The organism is Thermococcus sp. GR6, from assembly GCF_012027415.1.
In the GTDB taxonomy this organism is placed as follows: domain Archaea; phylum Methanobacteriota_B; class Thermococci; order Thermococcales; family Thermococcaceae; genus Thermococcus; species Thermococcus onnurineus.
The window spans coordinates 174,875-201,101 of record NZ_SNUM01000001.1; the positions used below are offsets into that span (position 1 = coordinate 174,875).

The 26,227-nt window shown below is 53.3% G+C and carries 28 protein-coding genes, 1 tRNA gene and 1 pseudogene; 19 read left to right on the forward strand and 11 right to left on the reverse strand.

All coding sequences use genetic code 11. The features are described 5' to 3' along the window. The first annotated feature begins 71 nt into the window (after positions 1 to 71). The 8 genes from E3E32_RS01020 (at position 72) to E3E32_RS01055 (ending at position 5,446) form a co-directional block, all read left to right on the forward strand. Positions 72 to 584 (forward strand): TIGR00288 family NYN domain-containing protein, encoded by a 513-nt coding sequence (locus E3E32_RS01020; protein ID WP_012571926.1) that lies wholly within the window; start codon positions 72 to 74, stop codon positions 582 to 584. Next, positions 581 to 1,093, forward strand: coding sequence for a TIGR00288 family NYN domain-containing protein (locus E3E32_RS01025; protein WP_167729814.1), 513 nt, complete (start codon positions 581 to 583; stop codon positions 1,091 to 1,093). The genes E3E32_RS01020 and E3E32_RS01025 overlap by 4 nt, the downstream gene beginning before the upstream one ends. A gap of 38 nt (positions 1,094 to 1,131) precedes the next feature. Beyond that, positions 1,132 to 2,067, forward strand: coding sequence for a calcium/sodium antiporter (locus E3E32_RS01030; protein ID WP_167712198.1), 936 nt, complete (start codon positions 1,132 to 1,134; stop codon positions 2,065 to 2,067). A gap of 129 nt (positions 2,068 to 2,196) precedes the next feature. After that, on the forward strand, positions 2,197 to 3,339 hold the full coding sequence (locus tag E3E32_RS01035) for a thiamine ABC transporter substrate-binding protein (protein WP_167712194.1): 1,143 nt from the start codon (positions 2,197 to 2,199) through the stop codon (positions 3,337 to 3,339). A 63-nt stretch (positions 3,340 to 3,402) separates the two neighbouring features. Further along, positions 3,403 to 3,479, forward strand: a tRNA-Arg gene (locus E3E32_RS01040). 389 nt (positions 3,480 to 3,868) lie between these two features. Beyond that, entirely contained in the window at positions 3,869 to 4,015 is a 147-nt protein-coding gene (locus E3E32_RS01045) for a hypothetical protein (protein WP_167729815.1), read from the forward strand. Positions 4,016 to 4,113: 98 nt separating this feature from the next. Next, positions 4,114 to 4,737 carry a hypothetical protein gene (locus E3E32_RS01050; protein ID WP_167729816.1) on the forward strand — a complete coding sequence of 208 codons (624 nt, stop codon included), beginning with the start codon at positions 4,114 to 4,116 and terminating at the stop codon, positions 4,735 to 4,737. A 64-nt stretch (positions 4,738 to 4,801) separates the two neighbouring features. Then, positions 4,802 to 5,446: a hypothetical protein gene (locus E3E32_RS01055; RefSeq protein ID WP_167729817.1), complete on the forward strand. Its 645-nt coding sequence runs from the start codon at positions 4,802 to 4,804 to the stop codon at positions 5,444 to 5,446. Positions 5,447 to 5,542: 96 nt separating this feature from the next. Here E3E32_RS01055 and asnS read toward each other — a convergent pair whose 3' ends face one another. Beyond that, a complete protein-coding gene (gene asnS / locus E3E32_RS01060; RefSeq protein ID WP_167730863.1) occupies positions 5,543 to 6,835 on the reverse strand; it encodes an asparagine--tRNA ligase in 1,293 nt (430 codons plus the stop codon). A 241-nt stretch (positions 6,836 to 7,076) separates the two neighbouring features. Between asnS and E3E32_RS01065 the strand changes: the two genes are divergently transcribed. After that, positions 7,077 to 8,339, forward strand: coding sequence for an amidohydrolase family protein (locus E3E32_RS01065; protein WP_167729818.1), 1,263 nt, complete (start codon positions 7,077 to 7,079; stop codon positions 8,337 to 8,339). On the opposite strand, the gene E3E32_RS01070 is transcribed toward E3E32_RS01065, so the two are convergent. Together E3E32_RS01070 and E3E32_RS01075 are read right to left on the reverse strand one after the other, a co-directional pair. Beyond that, on the reverse strand, positions 8,320 to 8,733 hold the full coding sequence (locus E3E32_RS01070; protein ID WP_167729819.1) for an NfeD family protein: 414 nt from the start codon (positions 8,731 to 8,733) through the stop codon (positions 8,320 to 8,322). The genes E3E32_RS01065 and E3E32_RS01070 overlap by 20 nt on opposite strands. Before the next feature lie 19 nt (positions 8,734 to 8,752). After that, a complete protein-coding gene (locus tag E3E32_RS01075) occupies positions 8,753 to 9,709 on the reverse strand; it encodes an SPFH domain-containing protein (RefSeq protein WP_167729820.1) in 957 nt (318 codons plus the stop codon). A 114-nt stretch (positions 9,710 to 9,823) separates the two neighbouring features. Here E3E32_RS01075 and E3E32_RS01080 point away from each other — a divergent pair, with 114 nt between their 5' ends. From E3E32_RS01080 to ndk, 7 genes are all read left to right on the forward strand, one after another. After that, on the forward strand, positions 9,824 to 11,716 hold the full coding sequence (locus E3E32_RS01080; RefSeq protein WP_167729821.1) for a phosphoadenosine phosphosulfate reductase family protein: 1,893 nt from the start codon (positions 9,824 to 9,826) through the stop codon (positions 11,714 to 11,716). Positions 11,717 to 11,742: 26 nt separating this feature from the next. Then, on the forward strand, positions 11,743 to 12,615 hold the full coding sequence (locus tag E3E32_RS01085; protein WP_240910536.1) for a winged helix-turn-helix domain-containing protein: 873 nt from the start codon (positions 11,743 to 11,745) through the stop codon (positions 12,613 to 12,615). 41 nt (positions 12,616 to 12,656) lie between these two features. Beyond that, a complete protein-coding gene (locus E3E32_RS01090; RefSeq protein WP_167730864.1) occupies positions 12,657 to 13,265 on the forward strand; it encodes an HVO_0476 family zinc finger protein in 609 nt (202 codons plus the stop codon). A gap of 159 nt (positions 13,266 to 13,424) precedes the next feature. After that, positions 13,425 to 13,796 (forward strand): 50S ribosomal protein L7Ae, encoded by a 372-nt coding sequence (gene rpl7ae, locus E3E32_RS01095; protein ID WP_012571914.1) that lies wholly within the window; start codon positions 13,425 to 13,427, stop codon positions 13,794 to 13,796. Between the two features lie 78 nt (positions 13,797 to 13,874). Continuing rightward, the gene (locus tag E3E32_RS01100; protein ID WP_012571913.1) at positions 13,875 to 14,087 is read left to right on the forward strand and encodes a 30S ribosomal protein S28e; all 213 of its coding nucleotides are present in this window, start codon (positions 13,875 to 13,877) and stop codon (positions 14,085 to 14,087) included. Positions 14,088 to 14,092: 5 nt separating this feature from the next. Next, complete coding sequence (locus E3E32_RS01105; protein ID WP_167729823.1) at positions 14,093 to 14,299, forward strand: 50S ribosomal protein L24e; 207 nt, start codon at positions 14,093 to 14,095, stop codon at positions 14,297 to 14,299. A gap of 89 nt (positions 14,300 to 14,388) precedes the next feature. Beyond that, positions 14,389 to 14,913, forward strand: a complete 525-nt coding sequence (gene ndk, locus E3E32_RS01110; protein ID WP_167730865.1) for a nucleoside-diphosphate kinase — start codon at positions 14,389 to 14,391, stop codon at positions 14,911 to 14,913. 1 nt (position 14,914) lies between these two features. Here the strand turns inward: ndk and E3E32_RS01115 are convergent, their stop codons facing one another. Next, positions 14,915 to 15,787 (reverse strand): hypothetical protein, encoded by an 873-nt coding sequence (locus tag E3E32_RS01115; RefSeq protein ID WP_167729824.1) that lies wholly within the window; start codon positions 15,785 to 15,787, stop codon positions 14,915 to 14,917. Between the two features lie 93 nt (positions 15,788 to 15,880). Here E3E32_RS01115 and infB point away from each other — a divergent pair, with 93 nt between their 5' ends. Next, positions 15,881 to 17,674, forward strand: coding sequence for a translation initiation factor IF-2 (gene infB, locus E3E32_RS01120; RefSeq protein ID WP_167729825.1), 1,794 nt, complete (start codon positions 15,881 to 15,883; stop codon positions 17,672 to 17,674). A gap of 3 nt (positions 17,675 to 17,677) precedes the next feature. On the opposite strand, the gene rlmD is transcribed toward infB, so the two are convergent. Together rlmD and E3E32_RS01130 are read right to left on the reverse strand one after the other, a co-directional pair. Beyond that, positions 17,678 to 18,937 (reverse strand): 23S rRNA (uracil(1939)-C(5))-methyltransferase RlmD, encoded by a 1,260-nt coding sequence (gene rlmD, locus E3E32_RS01125; RefSeq protein WP_167729826.1) that lies wholly within the window; start codon positions 18,935 to 18,937, stop codon positions 17,678 to 17,680. 136 nt (positions 18,938 to 19,073) lie between these two features. After that, positions 19,074 to 20,294 (reverse strand): PLP-dependent aminotransferase family protein, encoded by a 1,221-nt coding sequence (locus tag E3E32_RS01130; RefSeq protein ID WP_240910537.1) that lies wholly within the window; start codon positions 20,292 to 20,294, stop codon positions 19,074 to 19,076. A gap of 68 nt (positions 20,295 to 20,362) precedes the next feature. On the opposite strand from E3E32_RS01130, the gene gyaR reads away from it, so the two are divergent. Continuing rightward, positions 20,363 to 21,367: a glyoxylate reductase gene (gyaR, locus tag E3E32_RS01135; RefSeq protein ID WP_167729827.1), complete on the forward strand. Its 1,005-nt coding sequence runs from the start codon at positions 20,363 to 20,365 to the stop codon at positions 21,365 to 21,367. Positions 21,368 to 21,441: 74 nt separating this feature from the next. Here the strand turns inward: gyaR and E3E32_RS01140 are convergent. Beyond that, positions 21,442 to 22,154, reverse strand: a pseudogene (locus E3E32_RS01140) (DUF72 domain-containing protein). A 99-nt stretch (positions 22,155 to 22,253) separates the two neighbouring features. On the opposite strand from E3E32_RS01140, the gene E3E32_RS01145 reads away from it, so the two are divergent. After that, positions 22,254 to 23,834: a dihydropteroate synthase-like protein gene (locus E3E32_RS01145; protein ID WP_167729828.1), complete on the forward strand. Its 1,581-nt coding sequence runs from the start codon at positions 22,254 to 22,256 to the stop codon at positions 23,832 to 23,834. Between the two features lie 27 nt (positions 23,835 to 23,861). Here E3E32_RS01145 and E3E32_RS01150 read toward each other — a convergent pair whose 3' ends face one another. From E3E32_RS01150 to E3E32_RS01165, 4 genes are read right to left on the reverse strand one after another with little or no spacing between them, the layout of a single operon-like run. Then, positions 23,862 to 24,155 carry a DUF3216 domain-containing protein gene (locus tag E3E32_RS01150; RefSeq protein ID WP_167729829.1) on the reverse strand — a complete coding sequence of 98 codons (294 nt, stop codon included), beginning with the start codon at positions 24,153 to 24,155 and terminating at the stop codon, positions 23,862 to 23,864. A gap of 3 nt (positions 24,156 to 24,158) precedes the next feature. Next, positions 24,159 to 24,917 (reverse strand): YchF/TatD family DNA exonuclease, encoded by a 759-nt coding sequence (locus E3E32_RS01155; protein ID WP_167729830.1) that lies wholly within the window; start codon positions 24,915 to 24,917, stop codon positions 24,159 to 24,161. Next, entirely contained in the window at positions 24,910 to 25,173 is a 264-nt protein-coding gene (locus E3E32_RS01160; protein WP_167729831.1) for a DUF504 domain-containing protein, read from the reverse strand. Before E3E32_RS01160 ends, E3E32_RS01155 begins: the two co-directional genes overlap by 8 nt. Beyond that, complete coding sequence (locus E3E32_RS01165) at positions 25,173 to 25,874, reverse strand: MBL fold metallo-hydrolase (protein ID WP_167729832.1); 702 nt, start codon at positions 25,872 to 25,874, stop codon at positions 25,173 to 25,175. Before E3E32_RS01165 ends, E3E32_RS01160 begins: the two co-directional genes overlap by 1 nt. Between the last annotated feature and the right edge of the window lie 353 nt (positions 25,875 to 26,227).

Below are 26,227 nucleotides of genomic sequence, written 5' to 3' on the forward strand. Positions count from 1 at the left end.
AGGATTATCCCGTAGGTAAGGTGGTATCACAATGGTAGCTTGAGTGATGAACAATCTCAGCGGTGACAGCTATGTCAGGCAGCAACTGGGAGAAGATAGTATCGATAACAAAGGAGGGGATGCGGAGTATCGGAATGATGAGGCGAAAGATAAGCAGGGGTAAGAAGATAGCGCTGCTTATTGACGGCCCAAACATTCTCCGAAAGGAGTTTGGAGTAAAACTGGAAGACATAGTGGACGTTCTGGAGGACATCGGCGACCTCAGGGTTGCTAAAGTCATACTCAACCAGTACGCTCCTCAGGGTTTAATTGAGGCCGTTTCCAACCAGGGGTTTGAAGTAGTTGTGGTTTCCGGCGAGACTGGAGTAAAACTCGCAGTCGAAGCCATGAGGGAGATATACAACCCGAACATCGACGTCATAGCTTTGGCGACTAGAAACGCGGAGTTTTTGCCGGTTATACTCAAGGCAAAGGAGAAGGGCAAGGAGACGATAGTCATAGGTATAGAGCCGGGATTCAGCGCGGCCCTCAAACATGCCGCCGATTACACGATAATCTTGACACCGAATGGTGAGGAAGGATGAGGGAGACTCTCTTCAAGGTCCTTAAGCGCGGCGAGAAGGAGGTCGAGGAAAAGCCCGCAAAGCCAAAGAGCAAGAAGAGTATAGGCCTTATTATCGATGGGCCCAACATCCTCAGGAAGGAGTTCGGCATAAAGCTGGAGGACATCGTCGAGGCTCTGGAAAGGATCGGCAAAATCCGCGTTGCAAAGGTTGTCCTCAACCAGTACGCGCCCCAGGGGCTGATAGAGGCTGTGGTCAATCAGGGGCTTGAGCCGATTATAGTCGCCGGCGACACCGACGTGAGAATAGCCATAGAAGCCATGGAGCTCATATACAACTCCGACGTCGAGGTAATAGCCTTAGCGACCCGAGATGCTGATTTTCTGCCGATAATTAATGAGGCCAAGCGCAAGGGGAAGGAGACGATAGTTATTGGAGTTGAGCCCGGCTTTTCGGTGGCCCTCCAGAATGCTGCGGACTACGTCATCAAAATGGAGGGCAAGGGGAACGGGGGCTACGGAGCCAAATAACTTTTAAGGACTCTTCCCAGCCTACTCTGGTGAGGGCAGTGGTAGTTGAAATAGTCATGTTCATTGTGGGACTCGCCCTTCTAATCAAGGGGAGCGATTTCTTCGTTGAGGCCGCTTCGAGGGTGGCCAAGGGCTTTGGGGTGAGTGAGTTCATTATAGCGCTCGTTCTGGCAAGCATAGCGACGACCCTGCCCGAGGTCACAGTCTCGGCGATATCGTCCTATCAGGGAAAACCTGACATCGCCCTCGGAAATGCCATAGGGAGTGCCCTCGCCAACATAGCCCTTATCCTCGGTGTCTCATCACTCCTCCGTCCGCTTAAGGTCGAGAGAACCGCCTGGAAGAACGCCCTCTTCATGATAGTGGTCACAGCTTACGCCGGATTGCTCATGTACGACGGCACGATAAGCAGGCTCGACGGCGCGAGCCTGATACTCATCTACTTCGGCTTCCTCTACTACCTCTACAAGAAGCACATGACCCTGGAAGAGCTTCCGGAAGGAGGGCGCGGAAATCCAAAGCGGGACGCGCTTATAATGTTCGGGAGCGGACTGCTCGTTGTCACTGGTGCGAAACTCGTCGTTGACAGCGCCGTCACCCTCGCGAGGGCCTTCGGTGTTCCCGAAGTGATTATAGGGCTTACGATGGTCTCAATAGGAACCTCCCTGCCTGAGTTCACTAACTCCCTAATGGCCACCATAAAACGGCTCCCCAACATCAGCGTGGGCAACATCATCGGTGCCAACATCCTTGACATGCTTGTGGTCATAGGAGTTGCGGCGCTTATAAACCCAATCAGGGTTGACCAAACTATATATACCTTTATCCTCCCGCTAACGCTTCTTGTCATGGGCATATTGACGGGAGCGCTCCGCTTCACGGGCAGAGTGAGTAGAGCAACCGGTGGAGTCCTGCTGGCGATATACTGCTACTTCCTTTACCTAGCTGCTACTGGGGGAGTGAGCCTCCCCTAACGTTCAACGTTTTAATGTTTTCACTTAATCTGAACTTTTTCAAGGTCACAATTCTGGGAGGCAAAGCTTTATTAGGCATCGTATTACCACATTATTGAAAATCACAACCGAGTATTTGGAGGTGGTTCGATGAGGAAACTTGGCATCGCACTCCTAGTAGTGCTCCTTGTGGGGCTTTTCGCGGTTCCAAAGCCCGCTGCTGCCCAGGAAGAGCTGACTGTTTACTCCTACGACAGCATAGAGTGGTGGATGAAGGAGATAGTTCCGATATTCGAGGAGAAGTACGGTGTTAAGGTCAACCTCGTCCTCATAGGTGACGCTGGAGAGGTCCTCAACAGGCTCATCCTCGAGAAGGACAACCCGCAGGCTGATGTCGTCGTCGGCATAGACAACAGCTACCTCGCCAAGGCTATAGATGCAGGCGTTCTCGAACCATATAAGCCAGAGAACGCCGACGTTATCCCTGACTGGATAATCGAGAAGTTTGACCCAACCTTCCACCTCACACCCTACGACTACGGATACATAGCTATCAACTACCGCAAGGACATGGTTCAGAACCCGCCGACCAGCCTCGAAGACCTCATCAAGCCCGAGTGGAAGGGCAAGCTCATCATCGAGGATCCGAGGACCAGCTCGCCGGGAATGGCCTTCCTCCTGTGGACGATAGCCGTTTACGGCGACGACTGGCTCTACTACTGGGAGAAGCTCAAGGAGAACGACGTCCAGATCGTCGAGGGCTGGAGCGCAGCTTGGGGAGCTTTCACCAAGGGCGAGTATCCGCTCGTGCTCAGCTACGCGACTTCCCCTGCTGCAACCGTTTACTACGAGAACAACACCAACATCGGTGCCGTCGCATTCAAAGAGGGCAACTACCTCCAGATCGAGGGTGCTGGAATAGTCAAGGGTGCCAAGCACCCAGAGCTCGCCAAGAAGTTCATAGAGTTCCTCATCAGCGAGGAAGCCCAGGAGAAGCTTCCGGTCAACCAGTGGATGTACCCCGTCAACAAGAACGTCCAGCTCCCTGAGGTCTTCCAGTACGCGGTTGAGGTTGACAAGCCCGTCACCGTTGACCCGGCCGAGATAGAGAAGAACTACGAGGCCTGGCTCAAGCAGTGGACCGAGCTCATGGTCGAGGGCAAGAGCGCTGACGAGATACTCGGCAAGACGACCACCGAAACCAGCGGGGAAACTGATAACGCCGGCATCTGCGGACCGGCCCTGATAGTCGGCCTTGCCATAGTGCCGCTCCTCCTTAGGAGGAGGCGCTGAATTCTTCTTCCCTTTTCTTCCCACCGTAACTTTTATAAGAGCGCCCCTTAACCACTAACCCGAGGGCCCGTAGCCTAGCAGGATAGGGCGCCGGCCTTCTAAGCCGGAGGTCGCGGGTTCGAATCCCGCCGGGCCCGCCATTCTCCGAAATAATAGCTTCCATGCGCCTCACCTTCTCTAGATGCTCTCTAAGGAGCTTATTTGCGAGGGCCGAGATGTTAAAGCCCTCTTCCCTAAGACCGCCGACCACCTCTTCATCAAGGTACAAATGAACGCGCGTCTTTCGCCTCTTTTCGGGCTTATCTCCATTGAGAGCCCCGCTATATTTAGGCCCACTTTGTCCCAACATGGCCCACCATTGTGATAATGGACAGAGGTCGATATTAAGACTGCGGTCATAGTCCTTTGCTGGAATTTTGCGTCACTGCGTTTTATTCGAGCTTTTTGATTGTTTTCCTGCGGACAAAAGCCGAAACTTTCTTATATATGATTGTAATAATCCCATTAAGAAATCATAGGGGTGATATCCATGCCGGATGAGAAAAAGCTGACGTTTAGTGATGGATTCCGATTTGGGCTTGGGTTTTTCACGGCAGGAATAGTGTTCTACATTATAATACTAATCATAACAATGCTAATCTTTGGTGCTATGATGGGCACAGCAACTATGCACTAAAAATCTTGGAACTGTTGGGATTCATGTGTTAAGCACTATCCTTTTTGTTTTAGCAATCTCGGCAATCGGAAGAAATTAACTTGGTGGGGGCGGTAGCGGTGCCGTTGTTTGGAAAGAAGGATGAACCTAAAGAATTGCCGGAGCATATTGAGACTACCGAGAAAGTGGTTGCTAAGAAGGTGTATTTGATTCCTGACGAGCCGACTGTTCAGGTTTATGGCATGGAGGAGATAATAAAGTCTCAGTTGCTCGGCAAGGAGGTTGTTGCAGGCACTCTGATTGAGATTGAGACCATGTCCGGTTTGCCTTTTGACGAGAAGGTTCTCAAGAAGATGGGTGGTGCCCTGAAGGTGCGGTTTAAGGTCTGGAAGGTAAAGCCAGAAAGCAGGGGCATTGTCTCTGAGGAGACCAAGATCATAATCGAGGGTCGGATAAGTAAGGTTGATATGGAGGCCTTCATCGATAAGTGCTTGGGTATCCTCATATTGCTCGAAGAGGAAGCTTCTATGCCTGTTGGGTATTCTGAGCTCAGGCACTTTGTTAAGGGGGACGTGGATCTCAGAAAGCTGGATATTCAGACCAAGTCGAAGTTGTTAGATTTATTATATGAAATAGAAGAGAACTGCTTGAAGGCCATTCTGGATCGGAATCAGGGCTACCTTGGCATCAGGGCGCTTGAGTGTGTTCACAAGTTGAGAGGTATCTTGGAAGGAAGGTCTTAAGGAAAAGAAGGCGGCCACCTGCCGTGAGGTGGTAACATTGAATACTAACACAAAAACATGGGTAGTGATTCCCCTCATAGTGCTTTTTGTTTATATTGCAATTATTGGGGCGTGGGTTGGTGCTAAAACACAAAATGACACTACCTTGCAATTCATATTAGTCATAGCGAACATTTTAATGGCAGGTGTTGTTGCCATTCAAGCAATGGCTACTGCGGAAGCAACAGAACAGGCAAAAAAGCAGGCAAAACTAATGAATGAAACCCTTATTGAGATGAGAAAACAGCGCCTGAATATTGAGGAATACAAAAACTATCTCGTTGAATATCTTAGGTACCTTGTCTTGAGATTGGAAGGAAATACAACAAGTGGCTATCAACACGTTGAAGAGCCTTACCTGTTTATCTCGAAGAGATACAAGGATAGGATTGGCACATCTTCTCTTTCTCCTGCAGAAGAGGGTTTCATACGGAGAGTTTCGAGATTCCTCGAGAAGTTCCTTAAGGCGCACGGTTTAGAACCTCAGGAAATAAAGGAGTATAACGGTTTAATCTCCAACTATGGCAGTGGCAAAGATAGCCAACTTTTGAAAACTATTCGGGAGAGATCTGAGGAGCTTCTGAAAATTGCAGAGCCTATTTTCCAGAGGGTTGAAGAGATAGGTGATAAAAGGTTAGAAGAAGAAATCCTGAAAATCCTTGAATCTTAAGTAGCTTGTCCGGTATGCATAGTTTTCTTTTTCAATGTCTTGCTTATTCGAGTCAAATGGATACAACATAAGAAGAATCAACAAAAGAAAGAAATCTCACGGATACAACCTACTGGGCGTCCTCGGGAAGAGAGTGGCCCAGCGGACGTGGTCGAGCTTTAGCACCCAGGCGACGAGCCTCTCCAGGCCGAGGCCGAAGCCGCTGTGTGGAACGCTGCCGTACTTCCTCAGGTCAAGGTACCACTCGTAGTCCTTCGGATCCATACCCTCATCGAGAATCCTCTGCACGAGCTTGTCGTAGTCGTCCTCACGCTGGCTTCCACCGATGACCTCGCCGTATCCTTCCGGCGCGAGCATGTCTGCCGCGAGGACCTTCCTCGGATCCTCCGGGTCTTCCTTCATGTAGAAGGCCTTGATGTGCTTCGGATAGCCGTAGACGAAGAACGGGCTCTCGAACTCCTGCGTTAAAATCCTCTCCTCGTCGGCGCCCATGTCCTCGCCCCACTCTATCTGAACGCCCTTGCTCTGGAGTATGTCTATCGCCTCGTCGTAGCTTATCCTCGGGAACGGTGGAACCGTGTTCTTGAGCGTCGTTAAGTCTTTCCTGAAGGTCTCGATATCGCTCCTTCTCAGCTCAAGCGTTCTCTGCACCATGTAGCTGACGAGCTCCTCTTCGACCTTCATGATGTCCCAGAGGTCCATCCAGGCAGCCTCAAGCTCGAGGTGCCAGAACTCGGTGAGGTGCCTCCTCGTCCTGCTCTTCTCGGCCCTGAAGCTCGGTGTGAGCGACCAGACCTTCTCAAGGCCGAAGATGGCCGCTTCGAGGTAGAGCTGGGCTGACTGGCTCAGGTAGGCATAGCGGTCGAAGTACTTGAGCTTGAAGAGCGTTGCGCCGCCTTCAACTGCCCCTGTGACGAGTATCGGCGGAAAGACCTCGTACCAGCCGTCCTGGAGGAGCCACTCTCTCGCTGCTTGCATGAGAGTTGCCTTCACTTTCATTATGCTCGCTACCTTCGGTGAGTGGAGGTGCAGGTGTCTCACGTCGAGCAGGAACTCGTCGCTTGCGTCCTTCGTTATCGGGAAGAAGTCCACGTTCTGGATGACCTGAATTTTATCGGCCTGGATTTCCACACCCGTCGGAGCCCTTGGATCGGCCTTAACAACGCCCTCAATGATAACGCTCGACTCAATTCCGGCCTTCTTGGCCTCGGCATAGGCCTCTTCACTCAGCTCCTTCTTGAATATCGTCTGAACTATTCCGCTCGAGTCTCTAAGCACTATGAAGACCTTCTTTCCGACTTCCCTCTTTCTGTAAACCCATCCGGCGAGCTTGACGCGCTTACCTTCCATCTCGGGTCTAACGTCCGCGCAATAAATCTTATCAATCATCATTACCACCTCCAGAGGCTTTGAAATGGGCTTTATAACGGTAGCGATTCCAGACTACCCACGTTAACAGAAGAGCGTCAATTTATCCACGGCTCAAGGGCGGTTATTCCCTTCCTTATCATCAGTATTGGCGGCATGGCTCTACTTTTCCCTTTTCTGCATTTAAATCCTTTGGGCGATTTTATGTCGTTATGTCAAAATTTTTAAGTATCCAGATGGCATATATTCAAAGGGTGATGGGATGTTTGCGCTCATTGGTACTGTGGTCGATGCTGAAAAGGTTCTGAAAAATCATGCAGTTTTGGTTGATGGAACCGAGGTAATCAACGTTATTCCCAGAGATAAGCTTGGAGAATATGGAGTTGATGGAATCTACGGTGGAGATGGTTATCTCGTTCTGCCGGGTCTAATCAACACCCACACCCATGTAGCCATGGCCAAACTCCGCGGACTCGGCGAGGATCTGCCAATAGAGCGCTGGCTCAAGGAGGTAATCTGGCCCACTGAGCTCAACTGGACGCCCGAGGAAATCCGCCGCTGGGCGCTCCTTGGAATGGCAGAGGCTTTAGCTAACGGCTCCACAACGATAAACGACCATTACTTCTTTGCCGATGAGATAGCCGGGGCCGCTCGGGAGCTTGGAATACGCGCCTTCATCGGCCAGACGGTGATGGACCTGGTGGACTTTCCCCTCGCGGAGCCTGAAAAGGGCTTCAAGTTCTTCAAGCACTGGGAAGGAAAAGACGAACTCGTCAAACCTGCTTTAGCCCCCCATGCAACGAATACGGTCTCACTTGAGCTCATGCGAGAAATTGGTGCCTTTGCCCGCGAGAGAAACGCTTTACTCCACGTCCATCTCTCCCAGAGCGGGGAAGAGGTCAGGACCGTTAAGGAGCATTACGGACTCACTCCCGTGGAGTACCTTGCTGAGGCCGGCGTTCTCCATGAAAACCTCATTGGCGTGCACGGGATATACCTGAGCGATGGAGAAGTTAAGCTCTACTCCCGAAGCGGAGCCACTCTCGTCCATTGCTCCCTCAGTATGGCAAAGCTTGAGGCAAGGATAGCTCCGATAATTGAGCTTTACACTGCAGGGACGAACATAGCGCTGGGCAACGACTCTCCGAACCCCATTGGCGTCATGGACATGTTCACTGAAATGCGCTTTGCGGCCGTGCTTAACAAGGTCTGGAGAAAGAGAACGGACGTGGCCAGCACGAGGGAGGTTTTCAGCTGGGCCACCATTGGTGGAGCCAGCGCTCTGAAGCTTAAAGCCGGGCTGATAAAACCCGGCTACCTAGCTGACCTTGTCCTCATAAACGCGAGGAAACCCCAGTTCCTGCCCGGGGAGAACGTTTACTCCCATCTCGTCTACTCCACAAGAGGAAGCGACGTAGAGCTTGTGATAGTGAATGGGGAGATAGTCTACAGAAACGGCGTATTCACGAAGATTGGAAAAACGCTGGAAGAATTATGGAAAGAGCTCAGACCTTTCGAACGATGAGTTTGACGCCATCAACGTTGATGACCTCGACGGTGTCCCCTATCTTCAGCCTATCCTCGCTGAGGGCTATCCACTTATCGCCCTCGAGCTCGACAATGTAGTGCTCCTTTCCGACCTCGACAACCTTTCCCTTTTTACCTTTGAGCTCGAAGGTGTACTTCGGCTTTCCGACGTCCTGGACGTCCCGTTTGATGTACCTCCCGATGACCATGTAGGAAATCACTGCCGCCACGAGTGAAACGACGAAGGACTCTGCGAAGCCCCAGCCGAAGCCGAGGAGCAGCCCGAGGACGGCGAAGGCAACGCCTATTGGGGTTATGAAAGCAGTGACCATCATGTCGAGCACTATTATCAGCAGTCCCAAAATTAAGAGGGAGATGGGAAGGGCATCCATGGCTTCTCACCATTGGCCATTAGCCCATAATGTCCTTAAGCGTTTCGAGGTCAAGATTACTGGAGTTCCCTGCTTCCTCAACGGGCTTCTTTTCGCTCTTTGGTGCCTTTGGCAGTTCGGTGTCCTTCACCTTCTGGAGGATTCTTAGCAGGCCTATCAGCGCCTCGGTGTCGTACGGGACGATGAGGTTACCGTACTTGGCCAGTTCGGGCATCTTCTCGATGTACTGGAGGGTTAAGTACTTCTCGTCCGCCATCTTCAGCGCCTCAAGAACCTTCCTTATGGCCTCGGCCTGACCCTCGGCGATGAGTATCTGCCTCTGCTTCTCACCCTCTGCCTTGAGTATCGCAGCCTGCTTCTGTCCTTCAGCCTCTTTGATGGCGCTCTCCTTCTTACCTTCTGCAAGGAGGATCATGGCCCTCTTTTCACGCTCGGCAGTCATCTGCTTGGCCATTGCCTCCTGGATGTCCTTCGGCGGGTCAATCCTCTGTATCTCAACGCGCGTTATCTTGACACCCCAGCGGTCGGTTATCTTGTCCAGCTCCTCTCTTAGCTTGGCGTTGATTATGTCCCTGCCGCTGAGGGTCTCGTCGAGCTCCATCTCACCGATTATTGCACGCAGGTTTGTCTGGGCAAGCTTGACGATGGCCAGAAGGAAGTCGCTGACGTTGTAAACGGCCTTAACAGGATCTAGAATCTGGTAGTAGACGACGGCATCGACGGTGACGACGACGTTGTCCTTACAGATGACCTCTTGGGGCGGCACGTCTATGACGTGTTCGCGCATGTCCACGACCCTTACGCGCTCCATGAAGGGTATTATGAAGTGTATTCCTGGCTCGAGGATTCTGTTGAACTTTCCGAGCCTCTCGACGAGGCCCTTCTGGTACGGCCGAATTACCTTGACGCTCAGCAGGAGCATTATCAAAAGAAAAACTCCCAGAATCAGCAGAGCAGCACTTGCGAAGGCTGACATTACTATCGCCTCCAGTTAGTTTTCAAACTAAAAAGAATAAAACTCTTTATAAGCATTTCTGTTGAAGGACGACTTTATAAACCCCTCCGCCCTCTGGAGGTCAGGTGAGAGAAAATGGGAAGGCCAGTCTTCCTCGGTAAGGCTTACATTCACTGGTGTGGAGAGTGCAACGTTCCACTCATCGGCGAGAGCTGCGCCGTTCACGGAAAAGAGGGCGTCTTCAAGCTCAACATCACTCCGCCAGGCGATCTGCGCTTCGCTTTCGAGAGGGACATCGAGTTCATACGCTCAATCTTCAAGGAGCACTACGGCGTGGACGTTGGTGAACTCTTCGAGGGCAAAATCGTCCTGCTCAACAAGACTCCCGGGGAGGACGACACCTACGAGATAATCGTCGACGGTTACGTTTTCGGCTGGATACGCTTCGACCCCATCGAGCTCCGCTGGAAGCCGGGCTTAAAGACTGAGGGTGCAATCGCCCTGTGGAAGCGCTTCGGCAAAAAGATGCGCAAATGGATAATCGTTGATGAGGGCGCGATAGAGCCTATCTTGAGCGGCTCCAACCTCCTCCCAGTTGGCATCCTCGAGGCCGAGGAGAGCATCAAGGTCGGCGATGACGTGGTTCTCATCTCCCCAAACGGTGAGGTCGTGGCGACGGGCATAGCAAAGAAGGATTACAGCGCGTTGATCGCCAGGGAGCGCGGAACAGGTGTCAAAGTCAGGCGGCAGAAGAGCGTGAACTACCGTGAGGGAAGAAAGGCCACGATGGAAGACGTCCTCAGGGCAAACAGCATCGAGCTTGAGAAGAAGGTTCAGGAAGCGAGGCGCTTCATGAGAAAAACTGCCATGCGTTACTCCGATCTGCCAATAGCGGTGGCCTTCTCCGGCGGAAAGGACAGCCTCGCAGTTCTCGGCCTCGCTTTGGAGGAGTTCGGTGAGGAGGGCTTTACAGTCTTCTTCAACAACACGGGCATAGAATTCCCCGAAACGCTTGAATACGTTGAGGAGCTCAGGAAAGAACTCGAGCCGAAGGGGATAAAGTTCGTCGTTGCAGATGCTGGAGACGCCTTCTGGAGGGCACTTCACGTCTTCTCGCCGCCTGGAAGGGACTACCGCTGGTGCTGTAAGGTCACAAAACTTGGCCCGATAACGATGGCAATAAAGGAAAACTACCCCGAAGGAGTGCTTATGTTCGTCGGCCAGAGGAAGTACGAGAGCATAAAGCGCTTCAAGCAGCCCAGGATATGGAAGAACCCCTGGGTGCCGAACGAGACTGGTGCCTCTCCGATATTCCACTGGCGCGCTTTGGAGGTCTGGCTCTACATCTTCTCACGCGGGCTGAAGTACAACCCGCTCTACGAGGAGAGACTCGACAGGATAGGCTGCTTCCTCTGTCCGAGCTCATCTCTGGCGGAAATCTACACGCTGAAGGAGGAGAAGCCCGAGCTCTGGGCTAAGTGGGAAAACGAGCTGGAGCGCTGGAGGAGGCGCTTTAACCTTCCAGAGGAGTGGATAACCTACGGCTTCTGGCGCTGGAAGAAGCTAAGCAGGGGTGAGAAGGCGATAGCAAGAGAGCTCGGCATTGAAATTTCAGAGGAACGCTCCTGGGAGCCGGTCAAATACACCATCGAGGAGGAGGACGGTGTCTTCACGGTGCGCTTTAACACGGTGGTCAACCTCAGGAGGATTAAGGAAGTCGCTCCTATCCTCGGCGAGATTGAGGAAGGCGAAAACTACATAAGGGCGGGGAAGGTTACATTTAGACCAGATGGAGCCTATACCGATGACTTCAACGAAGCCCTGCAGGCTTACTACCTCGTTAAGAGGGCCTACGAATGCGTTGGCTGTGGTGTCTGCGTGGGCAAGTGTCCTGAAGGAGCACTCAGCATAGACCCCGTGAGCAAAAAGATAGTGGTGAATCCCGAGCTCTGCATCCACTGCAGGGAGTGTATGAACGTATGCCCGCTCCTGAAAATCAAAAATCCCGAGGAAGGAAGCCAGCTCTGATCGGGCTATTCCTGACTCTCTTCATTTTGGCAGCTCCTCTGGCGGGAGGACAGACCTATGACTATGAAATAAACGCCTACGCAGTCTATTTTGAGGTCATCAGTCCGGACGATATTAAGGAAACTATAGAGATAGACCTGACCTCGCATACAAATCTGAGCCAGTACGTTATCTACACGGACTACCCGGTTGATAACCCGAGCGCCATTGTGGAGTTGGGCAACAGCGTTGAGACAATAAACGTGACCGTCAGGGAGGTGCTCGATGGGACCAACGCGGTCTACCTCAACTTCCCGACGCTTAAACCGGGCCAGAGCGCCAGAATAAAGCTCACCTTCGAGACAAGAGGGATGATAAGTGAGGCCGATGGTAAGGAGCAGTTCACATACTATATCAAGTTCAGCCAGCCGGTTGGGGTTTTCCACATGCAGCTGCTCGTTCCGAAGGGCTACGCGATTCTTTCGCCGATAATCCCATCTCCGGACAAGGTTGAAAGCTCCACCAACAGGCTTCTCCTTGAGTGGACGAGGAACAACATTCGTGCGGGGGACGAGTTTTACTTCATCGTCGGCTTCTCCGGCGAGATAAAGATCGAGAAGCCTTCGCCGCTGACTTACCTTGTCCTCTTCCTCGCAGGCCTGCTCCTTGGCGCCGGCGGCGTTTACGGCTACTTCCTTTACAACGAGCGGAAGCGTGAGAAGGAGATGGGGTTCCTGAGGGGCGACGAAGAGAAGATAATGGCAATCCTCCGTGAGGGTCCAGTTCTCCAGAGTGAGCTCGCTGAAAAGCTCGGCGTTTCCAAAGCGAAGGTCAGCATAATACTCAGGGAGATGGAGGAGAAGGGCCTGATCACGCGCGTGAAAGAGGGCAGAACCTACCGCATCTATATCAAAGAGTAGCTTTATAAACCGCTCCCCTCTTCTTTCCACTGGTGAGAGACATGGAGGAGTACTTCATCTGTCCTGAGTGCGGTAGCGATGACGTTGAAGTCATCAAAGAGAGGGGAAGGGAGCTTACCCTTCGCTGCAACGAGTGTGGCAACGTGTGGATCATAACGCTCCCAAAACTCGTAAAGGTTCCACTCATAGTTAGCAAGCACGAGAGGAGCTTCAAGACCTTCGCGGAGCTCCCGGAAGGCGAGGAAATCAAGGTCGGCGACATAGTTGAAACCGAGGACGACGAGGTCAGAATTACCGGCATAGAGCTTGAAGGTGATAAACGGGTGAACAAGGCCAAGATAGGCGAGATCAAAACGCTGTGGGGTGAGAGTTTAACCTATCCCAAGGTCATCAAGGTCTCCATCTACCTGCCGAAGGGAGTAACGCAGGCCTTCAAGGTTAAGGTGCCTCGCGATGAGGAGTTCGTCGTCGGCGAGGTTCTTGAGGTCGGCGGTTACACCTTCAGGGTCGAGAAGATAAAGACGGAAACCAAGATGCTCCACCACGGCAAGGCCAGGGCTGACAAGATAGTCGCCCTGATGGGGCATCACATACCACGTGCCCGCGCGAGGAGGAGCTTAGAAATCTACCGCGGCTATGATGAGAGCTGAGCTTTTCCTTTTCCTGACTCCCGGATGATGAGCTTGGCCGCTGCTGATGGCGGCCGTTTCGTTCTGCCTTTCCTGCCGGCTATCGAAATCCTTTTAAACCATCGCCCAGAATTGAGCACGCAAAACTCGATGAACGATGAAGTTTCGGAGGGATGAAGGATGGCGAAGCCAAGCTACGTCAAGTTTGAAGTTCCGGCAGAGCTTGCTGAGAAGGCCCTTGAGGCTGTCGAGCTCGCTCGCGACACCGGAAGGATAAGGAAGGGTACCAACGAGACCACCAAGGCCGTTGAGAGGGGCCAGGCTAAGCTCGTTATCATTGCAGAGGATGTTGACCCGGAGGAGATCGTTGCCCACCTCCCGCCGCTGTGTGAGGAGAAGGAGATCCCGTACATCTACGTTCCGAGCAAGAAGGAGCTCGGCGCTGCCGCTGGTATTGAGGTTCCAGCTGCCAGCGTCGCCATCATCGAGCCCGGCAAGGGCAGGGAGCTCGTTGAGGAAATCGCTATGAAGGTTAGGGAGCTCATGAAGTGAGCTCCTTTTCCTCCTTTCACTCACGGAAAGGTTTAAGTTCATCTCTGCGAGTGGATTTTTAGATAAGGGGTGTGAGAAATGAGCGACGAAGGATACCCAGCGGAGGTTATTGAGATCGTCGGCAGGACCGGCGTCACCGGTGGCGTTACTCAGGTCAAGGTCAGGGTCCTTGAGGGCCGCGACAAGGGCCGTGTCATCAGGAGGAACATTAAGGGCCCTGTCCGCGTCGGGGACATAGTCATCCTCAGGGAGACTGAGAGGGAAGCTAGGGAGATCAGAGCTAGGAGGTAATCGCGATGCCCAGGTGGAACGTCTGCTCCTATTGCGGAAGGGAGTTCGAGCCGGGAACCGGCAAGATGTTCGTCAGGAACGACGGCAGAGTGCTCTTCTTCTGCTCCAGCAAGTGCGAGAAGTACTACTTCATGGGCAGGAACCCCAGGAAGCTCAAGTGGACCAAGGCCTTCCAGGAGGCAAGGCTCCAGAGGGCCAAGAGGATGAAGTGATTTCTTTTTTCTTTCGTTCCCTTATTCTGCCACATGTCCTTCTCCAAAAAGCCTTTTAACCGTGCCGTCAACTACTTCTGGTGTTGCCAATGGCGGACAAGAAGATAGAGCGCACCCTGGTTATCCTGAAGCCCGACGCCGTCGTTAGAGGCTTGATGGGCGAAATAATCTCCCGCTTTGAGAAGAGGGGGCTTAAAATCGTCGGAATGAAGATGATATGGATCACCCGCGAGCTGGCCGAGAAGCACTACGAGGAGCACAGGGGTAAGCCCTTCTTTGAACCGCTGATTGACTACATAACCAAGGCTCCAAGCGTCGTCATGGTGGTTGAAGGCCGCTATGCCATAAGCGTCGTCAGGAAGATGGCGGGTGCAACCGACCCGAAGGATGCCGAGCCCGGAAGCATAAGGGGAGACTACGGTCTTGACGTTGGCGACGCCATATACAACGTTATCCACGCCAGCGACAGCCCGGAGAGCGCAGAGAGGGAGATAAAGCTCTACTTCAGCGAGGACGAGATATTCGAGTACTGGAAGGCCGCCGACTGGTTCTACCACACCCACGCAAAGGGAAAGAAGGAGTATATGGACAGAATGAACTGTTTGGAGTGCTGATTCAATCTATTATCACGTCCAGCCTTCCCTTCTTCTTGTTCTTCCTGAAGAACTCCGCGTATTCCTCTAGTACCTCCCTGCACTCCTCCCGGACTTTTCCCTTCGTCAGGGTGACCGTCACCGTCAGGTTCAGGAAGAAGACGAATAACGTCAGCGCTATCAGACCCATCGTGGTGAAGGGACCATCGCCCATCAATACCCCAACGAGCGCCGGGAGGAGGTAGATGCCGTGGATGGCCAGCTTCAGACCCATTCCTAAGTCAGGAACCTTCCCCATGCACTCAACGACTTCCTTCCACCTTGGAAACTTCTCGACGAGCCCACCTCCCACGAGGAGGCAGTTCCCGAGCTTGTAAACGCTCAAACTGTTCTCATCTGTCAGGCAATTGTAGCCTAAGGCAGAAGCAACTTCCCCGAGCTCGCTCCCGCAGGGCCTCGCCTTCAGGCCCACGAACGGGTCTCTGTGGGCGAGCCAGATCATAAAAAGATACAGAGCAACGCCCGGAACGAGGAGTAGCCCCCACCCGCTGGCAGAGAGGCCGATTCCGAGCCCGGTCATCGCCCACACGAGGGCGGAGGTTCCTGGGAGCTCGTCTATCGTCAGAGCCCGTTTTCCTCTGAAATTGACATAAAGGAGCGTGATGAAGAGAGTGAGGAAGGTTTCAAGGCCTATAAGTTCGGAAGGCTTGAAGTCCCCAAGCGGGGTGCTTATGAAAACATTTCCCTCCCAGCCACCGTAAAACCATTGGGCTACTATGTACGTGAAGACCGGGGTGAGCATTACCATCGTCAGCTCGTGGGCCCTACCCTTCAGCCTTCCAAGGATTAACGCCAGGCCAATCCCAACAATTATTCCAAGTACCAGTGCTATCATCGCACCACCGGCAGGAGTTACTATCGAGACTTTTAACCCTTGCGCCGAACCCTTTAAAAACTCACGCCGGAGTATCTTCCAGAGGTGAGGGAAATGAAGAGGATTAGACAGCCGATCATAGCGGTTCTCGGTCACGTTGACCATGGAAAAACCACTCTCCTTGACAGGATCAGGCACACAAACGTCGCCGGCAAAGAGGCCGGCGGAATAACCCAGCACATCGGTGCAACTGAGGTACCGATTGAGACGGTCAAGCAGCTTGCCGGCCCGCTCATCAAACTCTGGAAGGGCGAGATAAAGCTCCCTGGCCTGCTTTTCATCGACACGCCCGGTCACGAGGCCTTCACGAGCCTGCGCGCGAGGGGGGGTAGCCTCGCTGACCTTGCTGTCCTAGTTGTTGATATAAACGAAGGCTTCCAGCCGCAGACGATAGAGAGCATCGAGATCCTCAGGAAGAACAGGACACCATTCATCGTTGCAGCCAACAAGATAGACAGGATTAAAGGATGGAAGATTGAGGAGGACGAGCCTTTCCTCGTGAACATCAAGAAGCAGGATCAGAGGGCTCAGCAGGAGCTTGAGACCAAGCTCTGGGAGCTGATAGGCAAGTTTTACGAGATGGGCTTCCAGGCGAACCGCTTTGACCGCGTTCAGAACTTCACCCGCGAGTTGGCGATAGTTCCGATTTCGGCCAAGTACGGCATAGGCGTCCCCGAGCTGCTCGTCCTTATCGCGGGTCTCAGCCAGAAGTACTTGGAGGAGAAGCTCAAGATTGAAGTTGAAGGCCCGGCACGCGGCACAATCCTCGAAATCAGGGAAGAGATCGGTCTCGGAACTACCATAGACGTCATAATCTACGACGGAACGCTCCACAAAGATGATACAATCGTCGTTGGCGGCAAGGACAAGGCGATAGTGACGAAAATCCGCGCTCTGCTCAAGCCCAAGCCCCTCGACGAGATACGCGACCCGCGCTTCCGCTTTGACCAGGTTGACGAGGTTACAGCCGCTGCGGGTGTCAAGATAGCCGCTCCGGGCCTTGAGGAGGCTCTTGCGGGATCACCGGTCATTGCCGCTCGCTCCGAGGAGGAGGTCGAGAAGGCCAAACAGGAAATACTCAGCCAGATACAGAGCGTTGTCATAAGCACCGGCAAGGTCGGTGTGATAGTCAAGGCCGATACCCTCGGCTCTCTGGAGGCCCTTAGCAAGGAGCTCCAGGAGAAGAACATCCCAATAAGGAAGGCCGACGTCGGGAACATCAGCAAGACCGACGTCATGGAGGCCCTGAGCGTCAAGGACGAGGATCCAAAGTACGGCGTCGTCCTCGGCTTCAACGTCAAGGTGAACGAGGACGCTGAAGAGGTTGCTAAGGCCAGGGGCGTGCCCATATTCACGGGCAACATCATCTACAAGCTCATTGAGGACTACGAGGCCTGGGTCAAGGGCGAGGAGGAGAAGAAGAAGCGCGAGCTACTCAGCAAGGTCACCTTCCCGGGCGTCATCAGGCTCTATCCTGACGAGCGCTACGTTTTCAGGAGGAGCCATCCCGCGATAGTCGGTATCGAGGTCGTTGAGGGCAGGATAAGGCCCGGCGTCACGCTCATCAAGCAGAACGGCCAGAAGGTTGGAACGATAAAGTCCATCAAGAACCGCAACGACTTCGTGCAGGAGGCCAAGAAGGGCGAGGCGGTGGCAATAGCCATCGAGGGCGCGATAGTTGGCAGGCACATCCACCCGGGCGAGACGCTCTACGTTGACTTGACCAAGAACGACGTCATAATCCTCCTCAAGCAGCTCAAGAACGAACTGGAAGATACCGACATAAAGGCCCTCAAGATGACGGCGAAGGTCAAAGCCCAGGAGGATCCGTTCTGGAAGGCGGTTTGACCTCTACTTCTTTTCTAACATTATTACCGCCTCAACGTGCGGCGTATGCGGGAACATGTCGACTAAAGTAGCATCTTCAACGTGGTAGTCCTTCTTTAAGTGGTTCTCGTAGTCCAGCTTGAACGCTCTGGGATTGCAGGAGACGTAAACGACCCTCTCAACGCCACTTTTAATCAAAAGTTCCGCTGCCTCCTTCAGCCCCTTCCTCGGCGGGTCAACTATTACAGTGTCGTAATCGCCGATTGGCGTTTCCTCAGCCCGGCCAACTTTGAAGACGGCATCAACCCCATTCAGCTCAGCGTTTTTTCTCGCCATTTCCACCGCGAGGGGATTCAGCTCGACGCCCTCGACGGCAAAACCCCTCTTCGCCAGCCAGACGCCAAAGGTTCCGACGCCAGAATAGAGGTCGAAAACCCTCTCTCCATCGGCGAAGCCCTCGACGGTCTTCAGCAGGAGAGCTAAGGCGTAGCTGTTGGTCTGGAAGAAACTGTTCGGATGGATGAGATACACCACGTCCTTAATCCTCTCTCGGATGTAAGGTTGGCCAGCTATAAGCCCCGGCTCTCCCTTCGGGTCGTCCCTCTCATCGGCCTTGAAGCTCCAGTAGAGGGAATCCGCGAAAGAGAAGTAGTCCCTAAAGGCCTGCAGGACCTCCCTGGTGGGTTGAACGTGGGCTATAAGGTTCACCATAACCTCTCCCGTGAACTTGCCCTCCTTAATTTGGAGATAGTGAACGTCGCCCCTCTTTTTCCGCAGGTCCCAGGGTCTTAGGCCGCTCTCCTCGAGAAAACCTCTGAGGGCATTCAGATACTCGCGCGTCCTCTTCGAGAAGATTGGACACTCCCCGGAATCCACGACGCCGAGCGGGTTTCCGTACTCCTTGAGGCCGATCCCAGCGGCTGTAACGATGAAGTTGCTCACGTTCCTGAAGCCCCAGATTTTGGGAGAGCCCCTTACATCTGCGCTTATCCCTGTTATCCGCTCGAAGAGTTCCGCTTTAAACCTTAGCTGCTCCTTGTACTTCATTCCCTGCCAGAGGCAGCCGCCGCATCTCCCAAAGTGAGGGCATCTCGGAGTCTGTCTGAGCGGCGATGGTTCGAGAAGCTCAAAGTCTGTTGCGATTCTCCTTCCGAAGCGCCGTTTAGTTCGCTTCATCAAGACGTAATCGCCTGGGTAGGCGAAGGGGATATGGATAGCCCTGCCATCTATACGAAGGGTGCCCAGGCCCTCCTCGGTAAAGTCTTCGACTGTCTCTTTAATCATGTGGTTCGTTAATTGGAGCAGCTTTAAGAAAGTTTGCCCGATGCTCACGTTCGGTTAGCAAGAAGTGAAGCTACGTGGTGATGTTCCACAAGGGAGGGAGGATATGGGACTTCGATTGAAAAAGAAAGTGGGAGGGTCAGAACTTCTCGCGGTAGAGCTCCGCAAGCCTCTTTATGCCTTCCTCTATCTCCTCTTTGCTCGGCCTTGAGAAGTTTAGCCTTATGGCGTTGCCGCCGCTCTCGTCCGTGTAGAAGGGCTTTCCTGGAACGACAACGACTCCTTTCTTTTCCATTAGCTCGCCCGCAAAGGCCATCCCATCGGCTCCCTCAGGCAGGAAGAGCATTACGAACATCCCTGCTATTGGCCTCGTGAACTCAGCGTCGGGCAGGTTCTCTTCAAGGGCATTCAGCATTGCGTCCCTCTTTTCCTTGTAGCCCGGAAGCCCCTTGTTCAGGTGGTACTCCTCGAAGTAGCCCCTCTTCAGATATTCGAGCGCGATGTACTGGGAAATCGTCGGTGCGCAGAAGTCAACCGGGGACTTCTCCATAAGTACCTTCTTCCCTATTGCACCTCCGGTTATGAGCCACCCGATCCTGAAGCCCGTCCCCATGACCTTGCTGAGCGTTCCGGCCACAATCACCCTGCCATCCCTGTCCATTGCCTTGAGGGGTGTCGCTTTACCTTCGTAGCGCATGAAGTTGTATGCTGCGTCTTCAACGATTAATAGATCGTGCTCGCTTGCTATCTCGAGAAGGGCCTTTCTCCGCTCCTTGCTCATAGTCACGCCCATGGGGTTCTGGCCGGTGGGTATGGTGTAGATGAACTTGACCTTCTCCCCCCTGGCTTCGAGCTCCCTGAGCCTCCCCTCCAGGAGGTCAGTCCTCATGCCGTTTTCGTCCATAGGTATTCCCACGATCTTCGCACCCAGCTGCTCGAAGGCGAGGATGCTGTTGATATAGCTCGGATTCTCGGTTATGACGATGTCGCCCGGGTCTATGAGCACCCTTCCGAGGAGGTCGAGGGCGCCGGTGCCACCTACGGTTATGATGATCTCTCCGGGAGATACTTTATAACCCTCGTACTTCTCAAGGAACTTCGAAAGCTCTTCTCTGAGCTCCGAAATCCCGTTCGCTGGGGTGTACATTACCGAGGCCGGAACGTTTTCGAGAACTTCCTTCGCAAGCTCGCCCAAAACGCTCCTCGGAATGAGGTTAGGGTCGGGGTCGCCTGCTGAGAGGGAAATGAGTTCCCTTCCCTGCGCCCTCAGCTCTGCAGCTTTCTTCATAACGTCAGCAAGGGCAGAGCCCTTAATCCAGTTGGCCCGTCCGGCCAAAAACTTCACGTCCTTCATAGCCATCACCCGATAAGGATATTAGCATTGAGACTTATGTCTAAAGGCATATTTAACGTTTCCAGGTGGTGGAGATGAAGCCAAAGGTCCTCATCACAAGGAAAATTCCTGAGAACGGAATAAAGATGTTAAGGGAGCACTTTGAGGTCGAGGTCTGGGAGGACGAGCACGAGATTTCGAGGGAAGTCCTGCTCGAGAAGGTAAGGGACGTCGATGCCCTCGTTACCATGCTGAGCGAGAGGATTGACGCCGAGGTCTTCGATGCCGCCCCAAGGCTCAAAATCGTTGCCAACTACGCGGTTGGTTATGACAACATAGACATCGAGGAGGCAACTAAGAGGGGAGTCTACATCACCAACACGCCCGACGTTCTTACCAATGCCACCGCAGACATGGCCTGGGTTCTCCTCCTAGCGACAGCACGGCGGCTCATTGAGGCAGACAAATTCGTCCGCTCCGGCGAGTGGAAGAAGCGCGGTGTTGCCTGGCACCCGCTGATGTTCCTCGGTTACGACGTCTACGGCAGGACCATAGGAATAGTTGGCTTCGGCAGAATCGGTCAGGCGATAGCGAGGCGCGCTAAGGGCTTCGGGATGAGGATACTTTACAACTCCCGCACGAGGAAGCCAGAAGTTGAGAAGGAGCTCGGCGCTGAGTTCATGCCATTGGACGAGCTCTTAAAGGAGAGCGATTTCGTTGTCCTGGTCGTTCCACTGACCAAGGAGACCTACCACATGATAAACGAGGAGCGTCTGAAGCTGATGAAGCCGACCGCGATACTCGTCAACATAGCGAGGGGAAAGGTCGTCGATACAGAGGCGCTCGTTAAGGCTCTCAGGGAGGGCTGGATCGCCGGAGCTGGGCTGGACGTCTTCGAGGAGGAGCCATATTACCACGAGGAGCTTTTCAGCCTGGATAACGTCGTTCTCGCGCCCCACATCGGTAGCGCCACCTACGGCGCGAGGGAGGGAATGGCAGAGCTCGTGGCGAGGAATTTGATAGCCTTCAAGAACGGTGAAGTTCCGCCGACGCTGGTCAATAGAGAAGTTTTAAACGTCAGGAAGCCAGGATTTGAATAAACTGGAGAGGGAATCCCCGGCGATGATGACCCCACCCTTGGCTGACCCATGATGAGCTGGACCCGTGCCTGAGCCTAGAGCATTGCCTTGAAGCGCTTCGCATCGGTGCACATGTTCGAGTTGTTGAAGTAAACGAAGCTCTCCCCCCTGTTCCACCCGATAACCCTTTCCCTTATTTTTTCCAGCTCCTCCTCCGTGTAGACGTGGCTGTGGACTATCCTCCCTTTCTCATAGCGCCCGTGAAGGCGGTAGTAGTTCATATCGCCATGGTGGAGCGGAATCCTCACGAGCGGGTCTGTGACGTCTATAACGTCGAACCCCCGGACAAACTGTTTAACTCCCTCCTCACTCCAACCCCTGAGCTCAACGGCTATCTTAAATTCGCCCCTGTCGATCATCGAGAAGAACCTCTCGGCGTTCTCAAAACTCTCTTCGTTCTCCTTAAAGCTCCTCGGGAGCTGGATGAGTATGAAGCACGCGCCGAGGATCTCTGCCTCCCGGAGGGTGAGCCTCCAGAAGTGAAGGACGTCGCTCGTCGGCCTCAGAAGGCCGACATCTTTGCTCGGCCTCACGTTGCTCCTCCTCTAGGTGGGCTGTTCGGAGGATGGGTGACTCCCTGAAAGGCCTTCATCGAGAAGATGAATCCTTCCGGCGCTTCCTTCTGCCAGCGTTCTAGGGTCTTCTCTTGGAGAATGCGGTAGAAGGTCTGCTGTATCTCAACCGTATCAAAGTCCTGAAAGTACCTCGCCCTTGCCTCGCAGAAGCCGCAGGTCCCCACGTGGATCATAACATCACCGGAGAGAATTTGTCCCGGGAGCATTTAGCCCTTTCGTGAAGGTAAAGTTTGTACGAAAGCCCTAAATAGCGGGAACGCCAATCTCCGACCATGAGCCTTCCCGAGCGAATCCTCCTCGTCACCGGCAAGCTCGCCGAACCACTTGTTCGAAAGTACGGTAAGGGCTGCAATGTTTTCGTTACGCCTGTGAGCGTAGCGGCTTTTCTGACTCCCGAGATGATAGTTCGCTATCTGAAGAAGGCTAAAATCAAAAGCGAGGACTACGACCTTATTCTCATTCCTGGCCTCGTGAGGGGCTCGGCCCAAGAAATCGAGGAAGAGCTTGGTATTCCCACCTTCAAGGGACCGAGGAACGCGATGGACCTTCCTCAGGTGCTGAAGGCGGTAAGAGAAGGCTTCAAGCTGAGCAAAGAGGTTCCGGCGGATGACCTCTTCTCCTTCGATGCTCTAAAGCGCGTTGAGGACATAAGGAACCGGACGAGAAACAAGCGCTACATAGAGGAGGCCCTCAAAAGGCCGTGGAACGTCCTTGTAGGAAACCTGCCCGCAGGGAGGGACTTTCCCACCAGAATCCTCGGCGAGGTCGTCGATGCCCCGAGGCTGGGCGTCGAAGGGACCGTGCAAAAGGCCCTCTACTACCTCCGTGAGGGAGCAGATATAATTGACATCGGCATGATCGCGAGCGAGACGAACCTTGACTTCGTCGAGCTCATCCCCGAAATACGCGAGAGGCTGAGGGAGAACGGTCTCGACGTGCCCATAAGCTTCGACTCGCTTAATACTGCGGAGATAGAGCGGGCCCTTGACCACGCCGACCTCTTCTTGAGCGTGGATGAGAGCAACTTGGAGGAGCTCGTAACTGGGAAGCCTGTCGTTCTGATTCCAACCAATCAGGCGAAGGGGTATTTTCCAACAAGACCTGCGGAGAGGGTTGAATTCCTTGAGAGGCTTAAGGCCAGGGCCCTTGATTTGGGTTACAAAACGATAATCCCGGACCTAATCCTGGAGCACGTGCCCTATCTGGCGCGCTCGATAACGGCCTTCCAGCTCTACCGTGAGAGGAACCCGGACGACGTTCTCCTTGCCGGCGTCGGAAACGTCGTCGAGCTCTACGACGCCGACAGCGTCGGGATGAACGCCCTTCTTGCTGGAATAGCCAAGGAGCTCTCTATAGGCCTTCTCCTAACGACGGAGACAAGCGCCAAGGCCAGGGGCTCAGTAAGGGAGCTGAGGAGAGCCCTGGACATGAACCTCTTTGAGATGCCGAAGGACCTCGGCTTTGACCTGCTGATACTCAAGGAGAAGAGGGGCAATGACTGGCGCTTTGAGCCTGCCAAAGAAATCGTCAAGGCCGAGGAGAGGCCAGTTGAGCTCGAACCCGTTTACTTCCGAATTTGGCTTGAAGATGGGAAAATATGGGTGAATGCTCACCACGGAACAGAGACCGTCTTAACCATCGTAGGCGACGAGCCGAACGCGATAATCGACACAATTCTTGAGCGCTTTGAGATAAGCCCGAGGCACGCCTTTTACCTCGGCAGGGAGCTTGAGAAGGCTTACACCGCGCTGAGACTGAGGAGAAGCTATGTCCAGGAGGTCGAGCTTTTTAAGGACTTCTACTTCCAGAATAGTGAAAGTGATGAGCGGAGCTCTCCTGAGGGCTCCCGGTGATGACTACAGCCAGGGCTGATAAAATCCCTAACCCTCGAAAATTGGTGGCTTCGCCTTCCTGAACTGCTCGTCAAGCTCTGCTCTCCTTGCACTGACCCTTTCCAGGAGTTTCACAACCCTCTCATCGCCAGGATACTTGGCCCTTAGGCTCGTCAGCATGCCTTCGGCAAAGCCCAGTATGGAGACTTCTATGAACTCCTTCCCCTTCTTGCTCTCCAGCCCTTCATTAAGGGCCACGAATGAATCTATCCTCGCTATCAGCCCCTTCTCGCCGAGCTCTTCACAGAGCTTCTTGAGCTCCTCAATCTCTGGAACGTTCATCTCTCACACCTCCAGCCTGAAAAACTCGATCGTATTTTTCTCTGTTATCCGTTCAACCTCATCAAATTCCCGCCCCTTAAGCTTTGCCACCTCTTCAATGGCCATTCTGACGTAGTAGGGCTTGTTCCTCTGTCCCCTGAATGGGCTCATGTATGGTGAATCAGTTTCCACGAGGATATCCTCCAGCTCAAGAGCCTCTACTGTCTTCCTAATCTCCGGGATAAAGACTATCCCGGTGCTTATCCCTATTGGATGATCGTTTTCAGCGATCTCCTTAGCAAGCTCGGGACTCCCCGTGAAGGAGTGGAAATAGGCATTAACACTGTATCTCTGAACCAGCTCAAAGGCTTCCCTTTCGGCATCCCTTGCGTGGATAACCACGGGGAGCTTAAGCTCAGCCGCCAGCTCTAGGAAATGCTGGAATATCGCCCTCTGGTTTTCCCTTTGGGCCTCGTTTTCGGCGTAGTGATAGTCGAGGCCTATCTCGCCCACCGCCACAATTTCGTTCCTGTGCTCCCGGATGAAGTCCTCAACGCGCTTCACCTTTTCCCAGTTGCCCCTGCGTGCTTCGTTCGGATGGTAGCCGAGCGTCGGGAAGAGGAAGCCAAAGTATGGTTTGAGCAGCTCCCAGCTCTTCCAGACGTGAGTTTTTCTGTACTCGGTTATGGAATCAACCACGGCTTTGAGCTCCTTTCTGCACTCTTCTACTACCTGCGGTACTTCCTTCTTGTAGAACTCGAAGTGAGCATGGGCGTCAATCACTCTCTCCCCTCCTATCCTTTCTTGTCTCCCAGATTACCTTCCCATCCTTCCTCACGACCCTCAGAATACGGTGATATGGAATCTGGGCCTCTCCGACGAAGAAGTAGCCGTGTCCAAGCTCTATCAGCTCGACGGGGATTTTCTTGACGTCGCCGTAGGCACCGCGATGCTCGATGATGATGTAATAATCCCGCTCGTCCTCGCGCGGGTCATACTTGAGCTTGGCGAGGACTTCCTTCACTGAACCCTTCCGCATCAGAGCCACCCCAGGATTTCAGTGAGGTTTCCACGCCAGTCTTTTATCACCCAGCCGTGCCCGGGGAGGCCGAAGCTGACGTTGAACTCTAAAAGTTTCTCCAGTGACTCCTGGAGTTGCCAGCTGCTTCCGGTTGGGAGGTCTGTCCTCCCTACGGTGCCCTTGAAGACGGTGTCGCCCGTGAACATCAGCTTTTCCTCCGGCTCATAGAGACATGAGCTCCCGGCGGTGTGGCCTGGCGTGTGAATAAGCTCCAGCTTAAGCGAGCCGATTCTAAGTGTATCCCCGTCCTTCAGCTTTATATCGACGGAATGCGCCTCAAAACGCCGTCCATACGAGTACGCGAGTATGATATAGTCGTCGCCCTTTTCAAGGGCTCTTGCAGTGACCTCATGGGCCGCGAAGAGAACTTCCATTCCCTTGTTCTCAAAATAGTGCCTCAGGATGAGATTGCCCCCAACATGGTCAAAGTGTTCGTGAGTGTTGAAGATTATAACTCGCTTGATCCCCTGGAGATAGCCTTCCTTTTCCCAGATTTCTGTGTAAACGTGCCAGTTCACGCCGGTTCCGGTGTCAATGACCAGAGCCTCCTCTCCGTCGCGGAGCAGGTAAACGTTGGAATCCCAGCTAATCCCGCGGAGCATGACTGTATGTGGTGGAATCTCGATGGGAATTATGTTCCTCGGAAATTCTTCCAGCATGACTTTCCCTCCAAAAGGGCTCGAGGGGGGACCGCGTCCTCATCCGAGGGAGCGAGTCTCGTCAGGAGGGATGAATCTCTTCATCGCCCAAACCTCTTAAATCGCTTCTTTTCTCGAAAATAGGCCTTATAAAGCTTTTCTATTCATCGCCCTATAATGAAAAATTCATCTCTCCTCATCAATCGGAGCAGGGAAACAGCTTCTTTGTCTTCAAAAGAAGCTACAATAGGGCTACATTTGTTAGTTTCATTACCCCATTATGAAATATCACATCAAAGGCTTAAATACTTCTGCTAATTTTATTTCTATGAAAATTAATGGAATCGAGACTGAGAGCCTTGTGATTCTAAAGT

Bases quoted from the DNA above. Each gene is read 5' to 3' on its own strand.
- E3E32_RS01080 (WP_167729821.1), top strand. From the start codon at position 9,824: ATGGGAAGGCCAGTCTTCCTCGGTAAGGCTTACATTCACTGGTGTGGA.
- E3E32_RS01160 (WP_167729831.1), bottom strand. From the start codon at position 25,173: ATGCGGAAGGGTTCAGTGAAGGAAGTCCTCGCCAAGCTCAAGTATGAC.
- E3E32_RS01165 (WP_167729832.1), bottom strand. From the start codon at position 25,874: ATGCTGGAAGAATTTCCGAGGAACATAATTCCCATCGAGATTCCACCA.
- E3E32_RS01035 (WP_167712194.1), top strand. From the start codon at position 2,197: ATGAGGAAACTTGGCATCGCACTCCTAGTAGTGCTCCTTGTGGGGCTT.
- E3E32_RS01090 (WP_167730864.1), top strand. From the start codon at position 12,657: ATGGAGGAGTACTTCATCTGTCCTGAGTGCGGTAGCGATGACGTTGAA.
- E3E32_RS01020 (WP_012571926.1), top strand. From the start codon at position 72: ATGTCAGGCAGCAACTGGGAGAAGATAGTATCGATAACAAAGGAGGGG.
- E3E32_RS01065 (WP_167729818.1), top strand. From the start codon at position 7,077: ATGTTTGCGCTCATTGGTACTGTGGTCGATGCTGAAAAGGTTCTGAAA.
- E3E32_RS01105 (WP_167729823.1), top strand. From the start codon at position 14,093: ATGCCCAGGTGGAACGTCTGCTCCTATTGCGGAAGGGAGTTCGAGCCG.
- E3E32_RS01070 (WP_167729819.1), bottom strand. From the start codon at position 8,733: ATGGATGCCCTTCCCATCTCCCTCTTAATTTTGGGACTGCTGATAATA.
- E3E32_RS01115 (WP_167729824.1), bottom strand. From the start codon at position 15,787: ATGATAGCACTGGTACTTGGAATAATTGTTGGGATTGGCCTGGCGTTA.
- infB (WP_167729825.1), top strand. From the start codon at position 15,881: ATGAAGAGGATTAGACAGCCGATCATAGCGGTTCTCGGTCACGTTGAC.
- rlmD (WP_167729826.1), bottom strand. From the start codon at position 18,937: ATGATTAAAGAGACAGTCGAAGACTTTACCGAGGAGGGCCTGGGCACC.
- gyaR (WP_167729827.1), top strand. From the start codon at position 20,363: ATGAAGCCAAAGGTCCTCATCACAAGGAAAATTCCTGAGAACGGAATA.
- E3E32_RS01045 (WP_167729815.1), top strand. From the start codon at position 3,869: ATGCCGGATGAGAAAAAGCTGACGTTTAGTGATGGATTCCGATTTGGG.
- E3E32_RS01150 (WP_167729829.1), bottom strand. From the start codon at position 24,155: ATGAACGTTCCAGAGATTGAGGAGCTCAAGAAGCTCTGTGAAGAGCTC.
- E3E32_RS01130 (WP_240910537.1), bottom strand. From the start codon at position 20,294: ATGGCTATGAAGGACGTGAAGTTTTTGGCCGGACGGGCCAACTGGATT.
- E3E32_RS01025 (WP_167729814.1), top strand. From the start codon at position 581: ATGAGGGAGACTCTCTTCAAGGTCCTTAAGCGCGGCGAGAAGGAGGTC.
- asnS (WP_167730863.1), bottom strand. From the start codon at position 6,835: ATGATTGATAAGATTTATTGCGCGGACGTTAGACCCGAGATGGAAGGT.
- E3E32_RS01075 (WP_167729820.1), bottom strand. From the start codon at position 9,709: ATGTCAGCCTTCGCAAGTGCTGCTCTGCTGATTCTGGGAGTTTTTCTT.
- E3E32_RS01145 (WP_167729828.1), top strand. From the start codon at position 22,254: ATGAGCCTTCCCGAGCGAATCCTCCTCGTCACCGGCAAGCTCGCCGAA.
- E3E32_RS01100 (WP_012571913.1), top strand. From the start codon at position 13,875: ATGAGCGACGAAGGATACCCAGCGGAGGTTATTGAGATCGTCGGCAGG.
- ndk (WP_167730865.1), top strand. From the start codon at position 14,389: ATGGCGGACAAGAAGATAGAGCGCACCCTGGTTATCCTGAAGCCCGAC.
- rpl7ae (WP_012571914.1), top strand. From the start codon at position 13,425: ATGGCGAAGCCAAGCTACGTCAAGTTTGAAGTTCCGGCAGAGCTTGCT.